Source organism: Psychromonas sp. Urea-02u-13 (genome assembly GCF_002835995.1).
Classification (GTDB): Bacteria; Pseudomonadota; Gammaproteobacteria; order Enterobacterales; family Psychromonadaceae; genus Psychromonas.
Genome location: NZ_PJBZ01000105.1, coordinates 1 through 19,145, shown reverse-complemented (window position 1 = coordinate 19,145; position 19,145 = coordinate 1). Strand labels below are relative to the sequence as shown.

The following is a 19,145-nucleotide window of genomic DNA, read 5'->3' as shown; positions in this document are numbered from 1 at the left end:
TAAATGCCCTCTTCAATGAATTAAAGCGTTTAGGTGAGTGGAATTATATAAATCCATTATTAGACCTTCGTGCATTAAAATATAAACAGCCTGAAATGGGTTTTCTTAAACCGGATGAAATTGGATTAGTCTTTGAAGAGTTAAAAAAAGGTCGCAATTACGATGCCTACCTTATTTCTAAAATTTGTATTTCGACGGGTTGTCGTTGGGGTGAAGCTGAAACATTAACAGGATCGCAACTTATGCCAGGGCGCGTTACGTTTATTCATACCAAAGGTAATAAACGCCGCAGTGTTCCTATCAGCGAAGACCTTTATAACGAACTCCCAAAAAACTCAGGTCGTTTGTTTAGTAACTGTATTAAGTCATTCAAAATGGCAATTAACCGGACGGCGGTTCGACTCCCTAAAGGGCAATCAACTCACGTATTGAGACACACCTTTGCGAGTCACTTTATGATGAACGGCGGTAACATTTTGGTATTACAGCAGATACTAGGCCATGCTAGTATCACTGATACTATGAAGTATGCACACTTCTCTCCCGCACATTTAGAAGATGCTATTAGGCTAAACCCATTGGCTAATAATGGCGGTAAAGTGTCTGACCACGAAAACTAGGCACATGAGAAGTGACTACAAAATGATATGCTATTTCATATAATCAACAATCCCATACCATGCACGACAAGACAATCTTGTTATAGCTTTCGTTCATTAAGCATTTGATTAAAGCGTTTTATGTTTAGTGAGCGGAAGCGATAACAACTATTTAGCTAGCAATAGATAAACCAAAAATTTTTATTGTGTTACTGACAATTGAAAATTAAGCCTTGGTTCTATCTGGGCTTAATTTTTTATTAAAAATAATGAGTGCAAATGAAAATTCAACCTAAGTTAACAGAAATACCAAAGGCACAAGATTTGGCCAACCATAAGTTACAACGTTTCTTGCTTGTGGCTTTACACTAGAAGCATCGATGCAGAAATCGTCAACTTCTAGAGAACAAATTAAAGAGCAACTGAGCGCCTTAGGTCTCATAATCAATAACTAGATTTAAGTACCAGTCCAGTCGCTACCTAAATATTTATTTACGCACTACAAAGCTCACTAGCTTACTTTTAGACAATAAAAAACCCACTAAATAGTGGGTTATATGTTCATCCATTTTACTTCAAACAACTCATGATGGGACTCCCATCCCATTACACACTCTCCACTACTTTCTATTTTATCACCAACTTTATTTACAAGTTCACGGTATTCATGAGAATCTAAAAAATAATGCCCTCCCTCCACCTGATAATGAAAAATATAAGCTCTTCTTTTCTCATCAATCAGGTAGCATAAGAAGGTATCTGATGTTGGATGTTTGCTCATTGGTATGTCTTGAGCATCTTCTTCAGAATCACAGTGTTTCCCACCCCACTCTTTCCAACAATTTTCTGAGTCAGTCCTGCTTTTATTAGGTAAAACAAATATTTCAGGATATAAATGAGCGTGACGATGCCCTTCAGGCGGGTTAGGTCGAGACGTAGCAATGTCTTTTCCGACAAGAGGATGAAAACCTTCAAGCCAATACTCTTAAAAATTATCTAAATGATCTTGTAATGTGGGGTTTGTTTTAGCTTGAGTAACTAGTGAGTGGATCGTTTTAACATCACCTTTAAATCGTGATGTCATTAAACAAAAACTAATTCAGTCGCTGATAAAGACTGCTTTAATGTAGTTTGAGAAACTAATTTCTGTTGAGCACGCGAGTTTTTTGCTAAAGGCTTAGCTTTTAGTTCACCACTAACGTACATCATACGTCGTTCTTTTTGCGCTTTAGTCAGTGTTAAATATGACATCTCTAACTCTCTATGTGTAATTACAATCCGTAAATAGCTTACCCTACCATTGTAGGTAAAATAAGCACTAAGAGCAATTTTTTCTTGAACATATCAACGCCATTAGATGCCACATAATATCATAAAACCCCATTAACAAGTTCACCGCTTTCATCCAACCGCATCGCCTTTATTCATACAAAAGATAATAAACATAGAGTCGCGCCCATCAGTGAATCGTTATATAACGAATTTTCAAAGAATAATAGGCGACTATTTAGTGACTGTATTAAGTTTTTCAGAATGACAACAGTTCGGACGGCGGTTCGACTCCCTAAAGGTCAATCAACTCACGTATTGAGACACACCTTTGCGAGTCATTTTATGATGAACGGTGGCAACATTCTGGTATTACAGCAGATACTAGGCCATGCTAGTATCACTGATACCATGAAGTATGCGCACTTCTCTCCCGCACATTTAGAAGATGCTATTAGGCTAAATCCATTGGCTAATAATGGCGGTAAATTGGCGACAGTCACGACTTAAACCAGTATACAAGGGTATCAAACAACCTTTGCAACACCCACCAACACCGCGTGAACGCTCGAAACCACTGGTATAGCGCAACTAGGGACAGGGTTCGACTCCCCAACGAGTAATCAAATCAAACATGCTAACCAACTTAGAAAAATGGCAGGACACATAGAAAAGTTCACGCGTTAAATACTTAACTCACAAAGCAGTCTCTCTGGATACTCATTAACAATTTCAGCAATCCAATCACTCTTCATCATTAATTTTTTAGCAACTCTTTCATATTCAGTTGGATTTGCAATTATTGCGTGGAGCGCCTCTATTAAGCTGGGAATAATCACTTTTTTACCATAGTGCTTCTCAGCTAATTTGATTGCCTCTTGAGGAATACTCCCCCACTCTTTATACATCGCAAGAATATCAAACAAGTCTTTATGCGGTTCAACAAGTTTTCTATCCGCATTCGCAAGTAACTTAGTGTAAAAACATGATGATTGGTCTAAAAATGGAATAGGGAATTTAGTTGGATCCATGCACGAAGTAAGCTCATAATTGTCGAAGCTAACAAACTCTAACTTTATAGCTGTCCCACCACATTTTATGACAGTACGAACAGCATCTCTATCTGCCCTAATTTCTCTAAGGTATGTAAAATCTTGCTTTACCAACTCCCCCAAAGAAACATTATTTACTTGTTCCCTTACTGCTCGATAAGATTCTCTATTTGGACACAAAAAATCAATATCTATTGATTCTCGAAACTCACTTAACTCTAAAGCTATTCGTGTGCCACCACCGAAAACAATATTATTAGCACAAAAAAAATCAGCATTAAAATTTTTTAATGCTGATTCAATAATCTGATGGTGTTTGATTGAATATTTTGTCATTTAATTTACTGCGGGCATAAAAAAACCATTACCAAATTCGTTAGTTAAACGATTAATTAAATTCTTTTCTTTAGTAAGCAATTTTTTCTGGTCAACATAACCCCATCGTCTTTCATATAATTCGAAAGCCAACTTCGGGTTAATGAACTTTTGATGCATATCCCACAAGAGCTGATTCAACTCATGGTATTTAGTTCTGTTGATGTTTCCCATATTCGATTGCCTATTAATCATGATTTGTGTTTCTGTTAAAAAACTCATTTAACTGATTCATTAATAGTACAGCCCTATTTGGATAATATCAATAATCTACGCCATTAAGTACCATGTGATACTATAAAGTCCATTGACCATTTTGAGTGTTAAGCATTCTGGCGTATCGTTCAGAAAACAACCTAACGGGAAACACTTAGTTGTGCCTTAACTCTGCAATCCCCACTGGCTAATAATGGCGGTAAAGTGGCGACAGTCACGACTTAAACCAGTATATCAGGGTATCAAACAACCTTTGCAACACCCGCCAACACCGCATGAACGCTCGAAACCACTGGTATAGCACAACTAGGGACAGGGTTCGAATCCGCCCACCTCCACCACCTATAGGTTCTAAAGTATTAAGAATCGACTAAAGCCTGTCATATCAGCTACCATTGATATTACAGGCTTTTTTTATACCTATAGTTTTTTGTTTGAAATGCCAATTTGCTACACAACCTGTTACCCAAGGTATTACACAAATGGTTATCTCCACCAACCTAACCCTACGTAATAACACTTATTATTCCCACAAACGAATTTCCTCTGATTTAACCAACTTCTTACAAAAATACAATCATGGGTAACTACCATAAAAATAAACCGGCTTTTAATCACCAGGGAGATTCAACACTGGGGTAGCTGAATCACTAAGCAGCTATCACTACTAGATATTCAGGTGTTAATTAGGCGGGTATTTTTCTAAGGGCTTTCTTTCACTCTATCATTTAGGTTGCCTGGGTCACGATATAGCGACTTACATCGCTTACTCAATAGCTTAATAGGCGTTTTTGCAAACATAAAATTAAATCTGCCAATCCATGTTATTCCTTCACTTAGTACAATAACAATCATAAACGAAGCCATTTTATTCTAGGATTATGATGCACAACGAAAATATTTTAAGGGATGCCTTTAAAGAGAAAACGAGAAAAACACTATCAATATTTGAGCTCATCTTTGTTGCGATTGTCGTATTGGGTCTTTATATACTGATCGTGGCACTAAAAGCCGAGCAGACAGTGCCAGCACCGAGTGGCAGATGGGAAGTTTACGAATTATCTAAACCAACAGAGCTTATAGCAGGTGTTACCACAGAATACCCCGTTACTTATGGCGCATTTTCTCCGACAATTAGTTCCGCTGATTATGGCGATATTTATATGAATGACGATGGCTATATTATTGTTGATTCAAGTAACATCAAAAGAGGCTGTAAATATATGACGATAAATCAATCTACCGGGGAAATTAATGGGGTTAAAGTGAAGATGAATGGTTTCTGTACTGCTAGCGCTAGGACCTACACGATAAGTCCACAAACACAAAAAGGTAAGGATTTTTTAAAGTCTCAGCTAATTAAAAAAGATGAGGTTGTAATTAAGCTGACAAAAAATAGTAGCTCACTTACATTTACTGCAATGGGTTTTAATATTGCCGTTAAGGAAACAAAACAAAAAACACAACGATCAACTCGAGCATTTGAGGCTAGGCAACAAGCGGCAATATAAGCAGAGGTCAAATAATAAAGTGGGAATATTTTGCAATAGCATTAAAGCTGATCTGTATTTTTCATGCTATTTTATATGAGCAATTATTCCCAGCACTTTATTTTGTTGCTAAGCGGCACACGGTGTAGCAGGGGTAGATGAATACGGTAAGCCAAAACATAAAACCTTAACCATCCATGTGATTAAACCACTGATAGTTGATAAGCCGACGATTAAACCAGTTTGATCACGCGTAGTAATTCCTGAAAACATAAGCCAAGCTAATGCACTAACAACCACTAATATCACCAAGAAATCTACCACTGCTAATACTGATTTAAACTCTTTAATTTCCAACCTTCAAATTAAGTACACTGAACCAATAAGTGCACTATATCACATGTTTCTTTGCGATTACTACTGCTTGTTTATCCATTCCATGCTTTGTATGCATTATATAAGAGGCAGATTCAACCTTGAAGCGCATAACGACTAAGCAGCTATAGCTACCATATGTTCAGCCATTAATTTAGCTGGTGTTTTGTAATTCAGTTTCTTTCTTGGTCTATCATTCAGCTTCACTATTACACCTTCAACTTCTGATTGCGATACTTTTTTAAAGTCTGTTGATTTGGGCCAGTATTGGCGTAATAACCCATTAGTATTTTCGTTCAACCCACGTTGCCATGAACAATATGGATCCGCAAAGTAGACGCCACACTTTAAGTGCTCTGTCATTACTTCGTGATAAGCAAACTCCTTACCGTTATCGGCTGTGATGGTGAGTACCGCATTTTTAAACGGCAGTAACAAAGCAATGGTCGCAGCAGTCACTGACCTAGCTGATTTATCATCAACACGCATCGATACTGTAAAGCTAGTTTTCCGCTCAACAATAGTGACCAATGCGCCACTGTGGCCTTTACCGATGACTAAATCTATCTCCCAGTCACCGATTCTATTTTTATCTTCAACAATTGCTGGGCGTTCATCAATGCTTACTCGGTTTCTGATAAAACCTCTGCCAGCTTGCTTATCTTTACTTCGCGACTGATAAGCTTTACCTTTTCTACGTAGATGCTGAAATAATTGGCCTCCGCGCTTCTTATCTGCCCAGATATAGAGGTAAATGGTTTCATGGCTAATAAATAGATTATGATCTTCCCTCAACCACCCTGATATCTGCTCTGGGCTCCACTCTATCTGAATCTTTGAATCAATTAATGCAACGAGACTACTGGTCATTTTAATTGCTTTACGCGAAAGTAAGCGACGATTATCAGTAAACAGTTGGGCTTGCTTAATGCGATAACCACGCCTCCCTGTATTACGGGAAAGCTCTCTACTGATAGTCGATTGACTCACTTTTAACTGCTGTGCAATTTTATTTTGGCTAAGGCCTGTTTTCTTTAAAGCATAAATCTGGCATCTTAGCTCATAGGTCAGTTGTTTATATGTTTTCATTGTTGCATCTCTTGCCTGAGAAAAAGCGATTAGCATATATTCAGCTGACCACTTTTTCTACCCATCCAAGTTATGCACTTACTATTTGAATCTAAGAGACTCATCTTTGATTTTATGAGGGATTATAAATGGCTTAATGCGGAGTAATAATTCAGATATAAAAGGTGCAGTTTTAACATAATAGACAAGTATTAAAGGAGTAAGATATTCAGAATAAGTACCATAAAATAGTCACTTATGAACTCTTAGTAAACGATGTTTCCTTTCCCTTAAAAACAGGAAATAAAATAGAGACGACCCGCTTTACGGGCTGAATATTTGCGTGAAAGTATTCATTTTAAGGTCCGAATATTGGTTTGCTTTAATTAATATTTTTTACTTTTGAAGCGAAAAGTAACAACCCGCTAGTCAATGAAGCTTACGCTGAGACAGTAATTAATGCATGCAGTTGAATCTAATAAAGGCCGAACAACAAAAGTAGTTGTATATCGGCCTTTCATTTACTTTAAAGTCGCACTAAATAAGTCGTGTTTACCACCAAGCTTCTACTTGCATGCCAACACTCACTTCATTAGCTGCGCCGTTAAATGCCAGGTCGTTTTTGGCATCATCCATGTATGAAACAAAAACGCGAAGTTCAGGGCGTGACCAAAAACCGGCCTGTGGTACCCAAGCTTGTGCCAATGTGTATTTACTGCCTGCGCCATCAACGTCATTAATGGTTTGTGTAAATCCACCTATTTCTACGATGGTACGCATTTGATCATTCCACTTGTACATTGGGCGAGCAACAATACTCACTAACGTATCGTTTGTATCAGTGCCATCAACATCACCAGCGCCTGCAATAAATACCGAATGCCCTAGCTCAATATTTTCGCTTAAAGAAAGGACACCCCAGTTAATCAAACGATAACCTAACGCATCGTTATCATCCGCATCACGTATGACGCCATTACCACTTCCGTAACCTGTCATCTGCTCTGCGTATCCCGCGGTGCCTGCCTGGAGAATCGTTTTATTAAAACCATTACTGAGGTTTTGCGTTAAGCTCGCGGTTAATAATAAGCTGTCATCTGCATCAAGCGATTGAGCATTTCTTTCATGGCCGTAATTGTAATCAAGACCGACTTCCAAATCCGCTTTACTCCAAAGAGGAATACCTGCATAACGAATGTCGATTATCATTGCAGTTGTTTCTTGCCCATCATCAATATCACCAGTTACTTGGTCTTGAATGAGTGCAAATGACAATTTACCCGGGCCAATGTTAATCTGTTCAATACCCGCGCCAACACCACTGACATCCCAGTAGTATGAATCAAGAATATGTACATCATGGCGTTGGTAATAACGATCTCCGCCCCAAATAACAATGTCTTTATCGTCAAACAAACCTTGTGCCTGAATATTAAACTGTGCAACGTCTACATCACCACCGGCGCCATCTTGGCCTCGCCAATACTTAAGCATCGAATCAACGACAAAAGAGGTTTCGTCTATATTATAAACTTCTTTCTTAAAACCAAATTCACCGTAGAGATCATTTTCATTACCTAAACGCCCTACTTTGTTCACTTCCCATTTTGGATTTGATCCACTTTCGCTACCTAGGCCGACACCGCCACGCATATAACCGTAGAACTCTAATGGAGACGTTTCTGCGAGCACATTAGTTGATAATAATGTGCTAGAAATAACACCTGCAATCGTTAATAACTTCATTGTTGTTTCCTTATCGTGATAAAGCTTAAATCGTATAAGCCAGTTGTAAAAAAACTTATCAGCAACACGCCAATAAGCAGTTGAAATTGTTTTTAGTCAGCTAAATTATTTTCGTTATTTACACGCTGTGATCTGTTTAATGACACAGTCTCTTTGTACGGTTTTAGCCATTATTAGATGCACTAATAGAAAATTTATAAGGCCCTAAATAGCGGGACCAGTCCCATTGAAGTCGAAAAAAAAGCAAGCAGATCCCACACAATGATTATTCACTGCGGAGGGAGAGCAATACATGCCTTGTTGTCGATAAAGTCGATAAAACAAGGCGGCGTTGGCCTGAACTTCGCTAACAGACCAACGATTTTCAGTTTAATGTTCAATCAATAAAATACGGCTCTCGTAAGGTTTCAGGTGCATAGTTTGCGTCGGAATTTGTTGAATGCCATCTTCATAGTTTGATAATAAATAATGTCCACTCGCAGCCTCTACAGACTCGGGTAAACAACATTGCACGGCTTGGTTATAAAAGTTATTAATCGATATCAGTGTTTGTTTTTCTGATGTTCGCTGATAACAAAATAACTGCGTATGCTCAGGCATTAAATCAGTAAAATCACCCGTGCTAATAACATCGATTTGTTTACGTAATGCAATCAATTGACGGTAATAATGAAAAACAGAATTGGGATCATCTAACGCTTGTTTTGCATTTATTTCTGGGTAATTATCCGCGACACCAATCCACGGAGTTACTTTACTAAAACCTGCATGTTCGCTGTTGTCCCAATGCATGGGTGTACGTGAGTTATCTCGTGATTTTTGAGCGAGAATATCTAATGCACTTTTACTATCCATGCCTTTTTCATTAATCAAAATAGAATAATTATTGGTGCTTTCAAGGTCACGATATTGATCAATCGACGTGTAACCCGGGTTAGTCATGCCTATCTCTTCACCTTGGTAGATATAAGGTGTGCCCTGCATCATATGCAACGCGCTAGCGAGCATTTTGGCTGATTCCACACGATAGGCTTGATCGCAACCTAAACGACTGACAATACGAGGCTGGTCATGATTACACCAAAACAAAGCAGCCCAACCGTTATCATGCAACCCCTGCTGCCAGTAATTGAAGATTGATTTAAGCTCAATAAAATCAAAAGGCGCCTTGCTCCATTTTTCACCCTTTTCATAATCAATTTTTAGATGATGAAAATTAAAGACCATCGATAACTCTTTGCCATCTTTTGCTGAATATTGCTGACAATGTTCTAAACTTGTTGAGGACATTTCCCCCACAGTGACACTGCCGTATTTCTGAAATACCGCTTTACTGATCTCTTGCAGATATTCATGGACTTTAGGTCCATCGGTATAAAATCGTCTGCCATCACCTATCTCATCATTTTGATATTCAGGCTGTTTAGAAATCAGGTTGATCACATCTAAACGGAAGCCATCAACGCCTTTTTCAGCCCAAAAACTAATGACATTTTTTACGCGCTCACGGACTTCAGGGTTTTCCCAATTTAAGTCAGCCTGCTGCTTTGCAAAAAGATGTAAGTAATATTGATTGGTCGCTGGGTCTAACTCCCATGCGTTACCACCAAATTTTGATTGCCAGTTTGTCGGTGCTCCGCCATTAACCGGGTCTTTCCATATGTAATAATCACGATACGGGCTTTTTTTATCACCTAACGCTGACTGAAACCACGCATGCTCTGTTGAGGTATGATTAACCACAATGTCCATGATTAAACGTAAACCACGCTTTTTCATCTCAAGCAGTAACTGATCAAAGTCAGCCATGGTGCCAAAATCAGGGTTTATGGTGTAATAATCAGCAATATCGTAGCCGTTATCAATCATCGGAGAGCTGTAAATAGGCGTTAACCAAATCGCTTCCACGCCTAATAATTTTAGGTAATCTAGCTGAGAGATAATACCTTGGATATCTCCGGTTCCACGACTTCCACTGTCACAAAAACTCTTAGGGTAAATTTGATATATGGTCGCGCTACGCCACCAGTCAATGGATTTGTTTTTCATAATAATCTTTCTCTTTAAAAATTCGGGTGCCGTATTGAACCGGCACCCGTTAGTGCTAAATAAACTAGGCTGCTACTGGTGTTTTCTGTTGTAAAGAAGCATTGTTATGCGCATTGTTATGCGCTTTCTTTTGCTGATATTTGAACACTAATACCGTTAATACAATCGGTACGATAATGGCAAATAACATAGCCACTAAAAATACCGTCCAAAACTGTGGTTGAATGGAAAGAATACCTAAAATACCGCCGTTACCAATGCCGTTAGACAATACGCCACTCAAACCACAAACTCCGGCAGCAATCGCTGAGCCGACCATTGCACACAACATTGGGAATTTGTATTTAAGGTTAATGCCGTACATCGCAGGCTCTGTCACACCTAAGTAAGCAGAAATAGCAGCCGGAATTGAAACATCTCTTTCAGACTTTTTACGGCTGGCAATTAATACACCGATAACCGCTGAACCTTGAGCAATATTAGACAGTGCAATCATTGGGAATACAGGTGTGCCACCAATGGTTTGGAATAGCTGCATATCAACCGCATTGGTTGTATGGTGAATACCTGTGATCACTAAGGGTGCGTATAAGAAACCAAAAACCGCAGAGAAAATAACGCCATAATCACCCATCATTGCACTCAATACCAGTTGGCCAAATCCATCACCAATTGCACGTCCTACTGGGCCGATAAAAGCATGCGCGACAAAGGCAGCTGCCGTTACACTGATTAGCGGTACTAGCACTTGGTGTAAGTATGATGGAATGATGCGTGATAAACGCACTTCTAACATCGCTAGGAAGATACCCGCCATAATCGCTGGAATCACTTGCGCTTGGTAACCCACTTTTTCCATAGTGAAGAAACCAAAGTCCCATACTTCAGGTATTTGCGTACCAATACCGTAAGCGTTCATCAATTGTGGCGAAACCAGTGTGATACCAAGAATAATACCCAGTACCGGCGTCCCCCCTAGTTTCTTAACGGTTGACCAACAAATAGCAACGGGTAAAAAGTGGAAGACAGCTTCACCGATTAACCATAAGAACTGATGCAGTGCTAACCAAAACTGTGATTGATTAACCAACGCGCCATTGCCGGTGAAATCAACTTCCATAATATTACGGAAACCTAGAATTAAACCACCGGTAATTATGGCAGGTAATACCGGCACAAATAATTCGGCTAAATTGGTTAACGCACGTTCAAACAAGTTCATGTTTGCTTTCGCTGCTTGTTTGGTTTCATTTTTTGAAGATGAATCAATATCTGCCTGTTTCAACAATTCTTTATAATACTGACCCACATCAGTACCAATGATGACTTGAAACTGACCACCGTTCGTAAAGCAACCTTTTACCGCCGGCACTTCCGCTTCGATTAGATCCGCATCTGCTTTTTCTGTTTCTTTTAGTACAAAACGTAAACGTGTAATACAGTGGCTAACGGACGCAATATTGCCCTTACCACCGATGAGTTCTATCAGGAGTTCTATCTGTTTTTTTGTATTCATATAATTATGGGACCAGTCCCATCTCCAGTTAAAAAAATTTTATGACATTAATAAGATCTTTCTCGCTCTCTTTCAGTTGTTATAAAACCACCAAATGGGACCGGTCCAACTATACTGACGAAATAATTGTTGGAATAAAAGGCAAAGAATATAATATTGTGACTGACTTAACGCTTTAAATTTGCACTAGAATAATTATTCATTCCTAAAGCATGCTAAATTAGGGCTTCATTAATCCATACTAACCACTCGGAAAACCATGAAAAAACTCACTATTCGTGATATTGCTGAACTAGCTGGCGTCGGTAAATCGACGGTTTCCCGTGTACTTAATAATGATCCCAAGGTCAAAGCTGAAACACAAGAAAAAATCCGCAAGATCATTAAAGAAGTGGGTTATAAACCTTCAGCAGCCGCACGCGCGATGAATAACCAGCCAATAAAAAGCATCGGTATCATTGTAACCCGTTTGAGCTCTTCAGCAGAAAATCAGGCATTAAGTGAGATTATCGACTTTTTCCATCAACACGAATATGAAGTGCTGGTATTAGAAAGCCGTTATGACGGTAAACTCCTCGGCACACATATTGAATTGATGGTGCAAAAACAAGTTGAGGGTATCATTTTCTTTGGTTTTACCGACCAAGGATCAGTGGACAAAGATTTGTTTAACGGCAATATTGTTATGATTGCCGTAGAGCAACCTGGCATCTCTTCGGTAACTACTAATAGCCTTCAGGCCGTGACACACTGCTTTGAACATTTGAAAGCAAATAAGGCTAAAAAAATAGCCTTTTTAGGCGTGCATGAAAGTGATATTCAGACAGGAAAATTACGTCTCGATGCTTATAAATCGGTTTGCCAAGCACATAACGTCACGCCACTGACTTACCTAACCGACATGAAATATGTTGATGGTATTAGCGGTTGTAAAGCACTGCTTAACGCAGGTGCAGATGCCATTATTTGTGGTACAGAACGTTTAACCAGTGGCGCTTTAGTGCATTTGTTAAGAGAAGGAAAGTCACACTTACCGGTAGCTGCCGTTGGTATTAACGATTATATCCGTATGTTAAACCCCAATATTTTTGCCGCCGATTTACAATACGCGCAAGTAGGAAAAGAAGCCGCCGTATTATTATTTCAAAAGATTAAAGGCAATAATAAAAACACCGATACTGTCGTCCAACCGATCATGACCGTATTATAAAAGCTTATCAAGGCTGAACATTATTCTTATTTGGCCTTTTTATACTTTGTGTTTTTCGTTAACGTAATACTTAATACTGTTATTTAAGCCTGTTATTTAATGTGGGCTCTATTACGCGGTAAAGCTGCATTTGCAAACATAGCCAATACCAGTCCAAAAAACATCAAAATCATTGAGCTACCTACTGTGGCATTACTAACATAACCCATCGTTAACAATAAAATCCCTATTACAATTAACAGTAAACTAAAAAACAGAAACATTTTTGGGTATCGATTTAATAAAGATCGTGAAAGTGTTTTTTTAGCGGCTTGATGGCAATGCTTTACTGCTTTGCGTTTATGTTTTTTAGCTGACATAACGGGCTTCTCCTGACGTTTTCATGTAATGAATTAATTCCATATTACAAAGAGTCGCGTTTTAAAAAAAAATAGAATGAGAAAATAGAATGAGAAAATAGAATGAGAAAATAGAATGAGAAAATAGAATGAGGACATCCATAACTTCAATCATATAAAATCAATAGGTTAAGTAATTATAGTTTACGACTATCCCCGATCGGGGGAAATAGAATGAGGACATCCATAACTTCAATCATATAAAATCAATAGGTTAAGTAATTATAGTTTACGACTATCCCCGATCGGGGGTAATTTGATTACTATTTAAGCATACAGAACACTTTAAGTGTTTTAATGCAAGCAGTTACAAAATATTGTTCTATACTCTCTCTAATTTTACTATTAAGCAGATGCTATTTTGTTAAAAAAACAGTTACTTCGAAGAGTATTCGCTATCACATTTTTATTAAGTCTCTTTTCGCTAAGCTTGCCAGCACAAGAATATGTGTTTGAAGCAGGACATGAATCACTTAAAAATTGGCAATTAATCGTTGATGATTATGCATTAGATTCTCCTACCAAAGACAGTGAAATTGAACTCGGTAAAAAATTATTTTTTGATCCAAGATTAAGTAACGGCAATAATTTATCCTGCGCTACCTGCCATGACCCAATGCTTGGTTGGTCTGATGCTCTGCCTGTTTCTGTTGGTTTTAGAGGTCAAACTTTAACGCGCTCTGCACCCACTATTGTGAATACCGCTTTTAATAAAAAACAGATGTGGGATGGACGTTTTGATAGCTTAGAGCAGCAAGTAGAAGGTCCTCTATTTACTAAGCAGGAAATGAATGCATCACCAGAAGCAGTTTTGCAATTTTTACAGGCTAACCAAGGTTATCAATCTCATTTTAAAACAGTCTACGGTGAAAATCAGTTAACACTTAACAACACATTCAAGGCGATTGCGAGCTTTGAAAGAACGGTTATAAGCAATACATCGCGTTTTGATGCATGGCTTGCTGGTGACAAAAATGCATTAACATATTCAGAAGTGGCAGGTTTTAAAATATTTGTAGACACTAAAAAAGGCAATTGTGAGGTCTGTCATAGTGCGCCAAATTTTAACGATGATGGTTTCCACAATATTGGCGTAGTTGATAAAAACTCAACAGTAGATGTAGGAAGATACCAACAAATACCTATTAAATTGATGAAAGGCGCTTTTAAAACTCCTACATTAAGGGACATTTCTTATACAGCGCCCTATTTTCATAACGGCTCAGCAAAGACGCTCAAGGATGTGATTAAGCATTACGTCGAGGGGGGAGAAAATAAAGATAACCTATCGCCAGAAATGAAACCTTTGCAATTAACCTTCGATGAGAAAGTGCATTTAGAAAACTTTTTAAAATCATTAAGCTCTCCGGTGCACGAGTTTGCATTACCCACGCTACCTATTAAATAAAAAGAGAACACATGAAATATTTAACTTTATTACTACTATTACCAGCCTTTTTTGTCAGTGCAGAAGAACATGAAGTAGGCCAAAAAAATAAAGCGTTTACGACTTCTACATTAACGATTAATAAAGGAGATGTGGTTAAATTTTCTAACCAAGACCCTTTTTTCCATAATATTTATAGTTTATCAGATTCTAAATTTTTCGATTTAGGCTCATTTCCAAAAGGTAAGCATAAGAAAGTAACCTTTGATAAACAAGGTACTATTAAAGTTGAATGTGCAATTCACCCTGAAATGCAAATGACGATCAAAGTGGAAGATGAGTAAAAAATGAAGGCACTGTTTCTCTCACGATTAAGTCTAGTTAGTTGCTTAGCTTTATGCTTATCTAATGTAGTATTCGCGCAAGTAATACAAAGCAGTGCTTCTACTCTACAACTAAAAAAAGGGGCCGTAACCTTTATAGGAAATTGCACTCTATGCCATGGTAAGCACGGTATGGGTGAAGGTGTTTTGTCATTAAAACTCCATTATTATCCCAATACAAATATTGTTAACGGCCAGAAAGCAACGACATTATCAGACATAAAAAAAACCATTCGCAATGGTTCTCAACGTACCAATATTAATATGTTCATGCCTCCGTGGAAGCATGAACTCAGTGAAGAAGAAATTAATAACGCAGCTTATTTTATTCAATTATTAAAAACAGATACTCAGTCTGCACTGCAATATATCGATGCGATTGAGCCCTCTTCACATGAAGGAATAGGAGAGGGTAAAGATTTATTTCAAACACGCTGCGTGCTCTGCCACGGCAATAATGCGGATGGTAATGGCCGCATGGCTAAGATAATAAACTCTCCAGCACCTGCGGATTTAAGAAACTTACAACGTGACGATAGTTATTTGTTGAAGATCATTAGTCTTGGTGGAGAGAGCATGGGTCGCTCAGCACAAATGCCACCTTGGGGTGAAGAATTATCTCAATATCAGATTAATTCGATTATTCTTTACCTCAGATCTTTAGCAGATAAAAAAACGTTAACTGAGGAGGCACTGTAACATGAGTTTATTTCTAAAACGTAAAAAACTAACCACGTTAACAACGCGCGCTTTTATTGCCTTTATCTTGATTTTTATCTCATTTAATATTTATGAGTACCAGCACTACACAAACTATCAAGAAGAGTTACGACTGCAATCAAAAAATGAATTTATCAACAACCTGAAGTTACGAAATGCATATTTAGTCTTTAATGGCACGCATTTAATGCTATTTAACATCATTTCGAATTCAGGAAATACAACCGACACTCAGGCACAAATAGCAAATTTAAAAAGTCAAATTGACGATAACCAATTCATTTTAAAGTCGCTAACCGACCGTGTTTGCGAACAATCCTCACTCATGCGAGATTATTGTAAAACACTACTTCTGTCGTATCAAAGCTATGCTGAAAAATTACAAAACTCTATCAACGAAGTCTCTACAGGAAAAAGCGCGTCAAAAATTGATTTAAAATCTATTAACCAACAATATCAACAAGTTGTAGAAATATTCTTCGAGCTAACTCGATTAATGGATGTCAAATCGAACGCCATTATTCAAGATGCAAATAAAAATTTAAATAAACAATATTTTATATTCTTTGCTACCAGTGTATTTGTACTACTTATCTTATCAGTATTAGGCGCGGCTGGCAGTCAGTTCATTATTCGCTCTGCAAAGCAAGAAAATGACATCGTATCGATACTAGATACAATGGTTGAGGGATTAATATTTGTTGATCTAAACGGTTATATTAGCCGGTGTAACCATGCTGCAGAGCGATTATTAGACAAAGACTTTACCCAATTAAAACAACATCACTTCAACGAATACTTAATGAAAGATGGGCAACCATTAAGCCTTAAACAATTGGAAAAAAATATCACTATTGAAGCCACTTACAGTGTAAAAAATTCTTCTCATATCTTTGAAATATCAGCCAACACACTACAGAACCATCATGATGAGACAACGGGTTATGTTCTTACCTTCTCTGATATTTCAGATCGTAAAGCACAAGAAAAAGCATTAAACCAACTGGCAAATCATGATTCTTTAACGGGCTTAGCAAATCGTAATCAAATGATTGCAACATTGGAAAATGAAATCAGTGTAGTAAATCAAAGTAATGAACAATTGGCGGTCATGTTTTTAGATCTAGACAACTTCAAAATAGTTAATGATACCCTAGGTCATGACGTGGGGGATAAGCTATTAATTGAAGTGGCGAATAGGCTAAAAGAGTCGGTCAGAGAAGGGGATATTGTTTCACGCTTTGGGGGTGATGAGTTCGTTATTCTATTACCACGATTTGAGAACATTGAGCAAATAGAGTCCGTTGCGAATAGAGTGCTTGAATGCTTAAGAGCCCCTTTTCAACTCGGAAGTTACCAACATATTAGCACCACAAGTATTGGTATCGGACTCTATCCGTCTAATGGCGCTGATATCACCAGTTTACTAAAAAGCGCTGATACCGCCATGTATAATGCGAAGAAACAAGGCCGAGATAACTTTCAATATTCTGATAAAAGCATTAATACATGAACAGTTATGATCTCCTGTAACAGCAACACCTAAAATAACCTCCTATGTTCAGCAGCAGTCGATTTCTATGTCAGTAACATCACTTTCGATCACATCTTAATTTACCAACTTATGCCAATGCCACTAAATATTCAAACGCGAATCAAACGAGAACATCCATAACTTCAATCATATAAAATAAATAGATTAAGTTCTTACACTTTACGGCTGTCCACGATTTGTGTCTCGATGCTTATAAATCGGTTTGCCAAGCACATAACGTCACCCCCCTTACTTACCTAACCGACATGAAATACGTTGATGGTATTAGCGGTTGTAAAGCACTGCTTAACGCGGGTGCAGATGCCATTATTTGTGGTACAGAACGTTTAACCAGTGGCGCTTTAGTGCATTTATTAAGAGAAGGAAAGTCACACTTACCGGTAGCTTCCGTTGGTATTAACGATTATATCCGTATGTTAACCCCCAATATCTTTGCCGCCGATTTACAATACGCGCAAGTAGGAAAAGAAGCCGCCGTATTATTATTTCAAAAGATTAAAGGCAATAATAAAAACACCGATACTGTCGTCCAACCGATCATGACCGTATTATAAAAGCTTATCAAAGGCTGAACATTATTCTTATTTGGCCTTTTTATACTTTGTGTTTTTCGTTAACGTATTACTTAATATTGTTATTTAACTCTGTTATTTAATGTGGGCTCTATTGCGAGGCAAAGCAGCATTAGCAAACATAGCCAGTACCAGTCCAAAAAATATCAAAATCATTGAGCTACCTACTGTGGCATTACTAACATAACCCATCGTTAACAATAAAATACCTATTACAATTAACAGTAAACTAAAAAACAGAAACATTTTTGGGTATCGATTTAATAAAGATCGTGAAAGTTTTTTTTTAGCTGCTTGATGGTTATGCTTTACTGCTTTACGTTTATGTTTTTTAGCTGACATAACGGGCTTCTCCTGACGATTTTCATGTAATGAATTAATCCCATATTACAAAGAGTCGCGTTTTGAAACAGCATGTTAGATCACAGCGTGGTACTTTTTATAGAAAAGTTCAGGTTTGCTGTAGAACTAATCAGTAAGCTATTTTGAGTGCTTACTGATTAGTTATTAGCAGGAGAAGAGGTTAATTAGTCTTATTTTAACAGATCACGCGACGATTTTATCACTGTGTGAAGTCAATTCATTTTCTTGTAGAAGCTGGTTTCTTACTGAATGAATGGCTGAATTTAATTGTTCAATTAAATTCGCACACCCTTCTGCTGATAAAGGATTTTTTTGTAGTGCTTTGACTGCATTTTGCATTACCCAGTCGGCTTTAATTAATACTTTATCGATGTCGGTGAAATCATTTTCGATCGCTTCGATCAAGGCTAATGCGTCTTGGTTGTTCGCTTTTTTCTCTGAGATATTTATTAAGTTCATGGTTTATTCCAAATTAGTGTGAATTATTTCCTTTGGATACATCCATTTTCTGTTTTAAACAGTGTTACATCCGTTAAAGCATCCATTTACAAAGAGTTTAGTGCGCCTTTTTTATTAATTCAAAATTATTGGCTAATCTTTACATTGATTTACATTTCTCTTAAATTTTGTATAGGTAAGCATAAAAAATATTCAGTGTTACCTGTTAAAAACGACTCTACCTGCACGATACATTTTGTTAGTGCTAATTTTTCACTATAATACTTGATCATTTCAATAGTAGCGCCGCGATGACTTTCTCAGGTTAAATAGAAAGTCATCATTTTCTTGATAATGGCTGAGC

20 protein-coding genes are annotated in these 19,145 nt (G+C 37.7%); 9 read left to right on the top strand and 11 right to left on the bottom strand.

What is annotated here, in order from left to right:
- Positions 1-620: tyrosine-type recombinase/integrase (locus tag CXF74_RS18845; RefSeq protein ID WP_157822455.1), on the top strand; the 620-nt coding region annotated here is incomplete at its 5' end.
- A gap of 532 nt (positions 621-1,152) precedes the next feature.
- Here CXF74_RS18845 and CXF74_RS18840 read toward each other — a convergent pair.
- Positions 1,153-1,380, bottom strand: coding sequence for a hypothetical protein (locus CXF74_RS18840; protein WP_101084085.1), 228 nt, complete (start codon positions 1,378-1,380; stop codon positions 1,153-1,155).
- A gap of 302 nt (positions 1,381-1,682) precedes the next feature.
- Positions 1,683-1,850: a hypothetical protein gene (locus CXF74_RS22045; protein ID WP_157822454.1), complete on the bottom strand. Its 168-nt coding sequence runs from the start codon at positions 1,848-1,850 to the stop codon at positions 1,683-1,685.
- Positions 1,851-2,132: 282 nt separating this feature from the next.
- Here CXF74_RS22045 and CXF74_RS18830 point away from each other — a divergent pair, with 282 nt between their 5' ends.
- A complete protein-coding gene (locus CXF74_RS18830) occupies positions 2,133-2,378 on the top strand; it encodes a tyrosine-type recombinase/integrase (protein WP_232772588.1) in 246 nt (81 codons plus the stop codon).
- A 173-nt stretch (positions 2,379-2,551) separates the two neighbouring features.
- Here CXF74_RS18830 and CXF74_RS18825 read toward each other — a convergent pair whose 3' ends face one another.
- Both CXF74_RS18825 and CXF74_RS18820 read right to left on the bottom strand, forming a co-directional pair.
- A complete protein-coding gene (locus CXF74_RS18825; RefSeq protein ID WP_101084082.1) occupies positions 2,552-3,256 on the bottom strand; it encodes a nucleotidyl transferase AbiEii/AbiGii toxin family protein in 705 nt (234 codons plus the stop codon).
- Positions 3,257-3,517 carry a hypothetical protein gene (locus CXF74_RS18820; RefSeq protein ID WP_198552920.1) on the bottom strand — a complete coding sequence of 87 codons (261 nt, stop codon included), beginning with the start codon at positions 3,515-3,517 and terminating at the stop codon, positions 3,257-3,259.
- A gap of 878 nt (positions 3,518-4,395) precedes the next feature.
- Between CXF74_RS18820 and CXF74_RS18815 the strand changes: the two genes are divergently transcribed.
- Positions 4,396-5,022, top strand: coding sequence for a hypothetical protein (locus tag CXF74_RS18815; RefSeq protein ID WP_101084081.1), 627 nt, complete (start codon positions 4,396-4,398; stop codon positions 5,020-5,022).
- Positions 5,023-5,493: 471 nt separating this feature from the next.
- Here CXF74_RS18815 and CXF74_RS18805 read toward each other — a convergent pair whose 3' ends face one another.
- From CXF74_RS18805 to treB, 4 genes are all read right to left on the bottom strand, one after another.
- Positions 5,494-6,465 carry an IS30 family transposase gene (locus tag CXF74_RS18805; RefSeq protein WP_157822453.1) on the bottom strand — a complete coding sequence of 324 codons (972 nt, stop codon included), beginning with the start codon at positions 6,463-6,465 and terminating at the stop codon, positions 5,494-5,496.
- 531 nt (positions 6,466-6,996) lie between these two features.
- A complete protein-coding gene (locus CXF74_RS18800; protein ID WP_101084078.1) occupies positions 6,997-8,190 on the bottom strand; it encodes a carbohydrate porin in 1,194 nt (397 codons plus the stop codon).
- Positions 8,191-8,559: 369 nt separating this feature from the next.
- Positions 8,560-10,239 (bottom strand): alpha,alpha-phosphotrehalase, encoded by a 1,680-nt coding sequence (gene treC / locus CXF74_RS18795; protein WP_101084077.1) that lies wholly within the window; start codon positions 10,237-10,239, stop codon positions 8,560-8,562.
- Between the two features lie 64 nt (positions 10,240-10,303).
- Complete coding sequence (gene treB, locus CXF74_RS18790) at positions 10,304-11,755, bottom strand: PTS trehalose transporter subunit IIBC (RefSeq protein WP_101084076.1); 1,452 nt, start codon at positions 11,753-11,755, stop codon at positions 10,304-10,306.
- 259 nt (positions 11,756-12,014) lie between these two features.
- On the opposite strand from treB, the gene CXF74_RS18785 reads away from it, so the two are divergent.
- Positions 12,015-12,965, top strand: coding sequence for a LacI family DNA-binding transcriptional regulator (locus tag CXF74_RS18785; protein ID WP_101084075.1), 951 nt, complete (start codon positions 12,015-12,017; stop codon positions 12,963-12,965).
- A gap of 92 nt (positions 12,966-13,057) precedes the next feature.
- Here CXF74_RS18785 and CXF74_RS18780 read toward each other — a convergent pair whose 3' ends face one another.
- Positions 13,058-13,324, bottom strand: coding sequence for a hypothetical protein (locus CXF74_RS18780; RefSeq protein WP_101084074.1), 267 nt, complete (start codon positions 13,322-13,324; stop codon positions 13,058-13,060).
- A 400-nt stretch (positions 13,325-13,724) separates the two neighbouring features.
- Between CXF74_RS18780 and CXF74_RS18775 the strand changes: the two genes are divergently transcribed.
- From CXF74_RS18775 to CXF74_RS18755, 5 genes are all read left to right on the top strand, one after another.
- Positions 13,725-14,771, top strand: coding sequence for a cytochrome-c peroxidase (locus tag CXF74_RS18775; protein WP_101084073.1), 1,047 nt, complete (start codon positions 13,725-13,727; stop codon positions 14,769-14,771).
- An 11-nt stretch (positions 14,772-14,782) separates the two neighbouring features.
- The gene (locus CXF74_RS18770; protein ID WP_101084072.1) at positions 14,783-15,094 is read left to right on the top strand and encodes a plastocyanin/azurin family copper-binding protein; all 312 of its coding nucleotides are present in this window, start codon (positions 14,783-14,785) and stop codon (positions 15,092-15,094) included.
- A gap of 3 nt (positions 15,095-15,097) precedes the next feature.
- A complete protein-coding gene (locus CXF74_RS18765) occupies positions 15,098-15,832 on the top strand; it encodes a c-type cytochrome (RefSeq protein ID WP_101084071.1) in 735 nt (244 codons plus the stop codon).
- A 1-nt stretch (position 15,833) separates the two neighbouring features.
- Positions 15,834-17,366 carry a GGDEF domain-containing protein gene (locus CXF74_RS18760; RefSeq protein ID WP_101084070.1) on the top strand — a complete coding sequence of 511 codons (1,533 nt, stop codon included), beginning with the start codon at positions 15,834-15,836 and terminating at the stop codon, positions 17,364-17,366.
- Between the two features lie 218 nt (positions 17,367-17,584).
- A complete protein-coding gene (locus CXF74_RS18755; RefSeq protein ID WP_157822452.1) occupies positions 17,585-17,962 on the top strand; it encodes a substrate-binding domain-containing protein in 378 nt (125 codons plus the stop codon).
- Between the two features lie 93 nt (positions 17,963-18,055).
- Here the strand turns inward: CXF74_RS18755 and CXF74_RS18750 are convergent, their stop codons facing one another.
- Both CXF74_RS18750 and CXF74_RS18745 read right to left on the bottom strand, forming a co-directional pair.
- Complete coding sequence (locus tag CXF74_RS18750) at positions 18,056-18,322, bottom strand: hypothetical protein (RefSeq protein WP_101084068.1); 267 nt, start codon at positions 18,320-18,322, stop codon at positions 18,056-18,058.
- Positions 18,323-18,526: 204 nt separating this feature from the next.
- The gene (locus tag CXF74_RS18745) at positions 18,527-18,802 is read right to left on the bottom strand and encodes a hypothetical protein (protein WP_101084067.1); all 276 of its coding nucleotides are present in this window, start codon (positions 18,800-18,802) and stop codon (positions 18,527-18,529) included.
- Between the last annotated feature and the right edge of the window lie 343 nt (positions 18,803-19,145).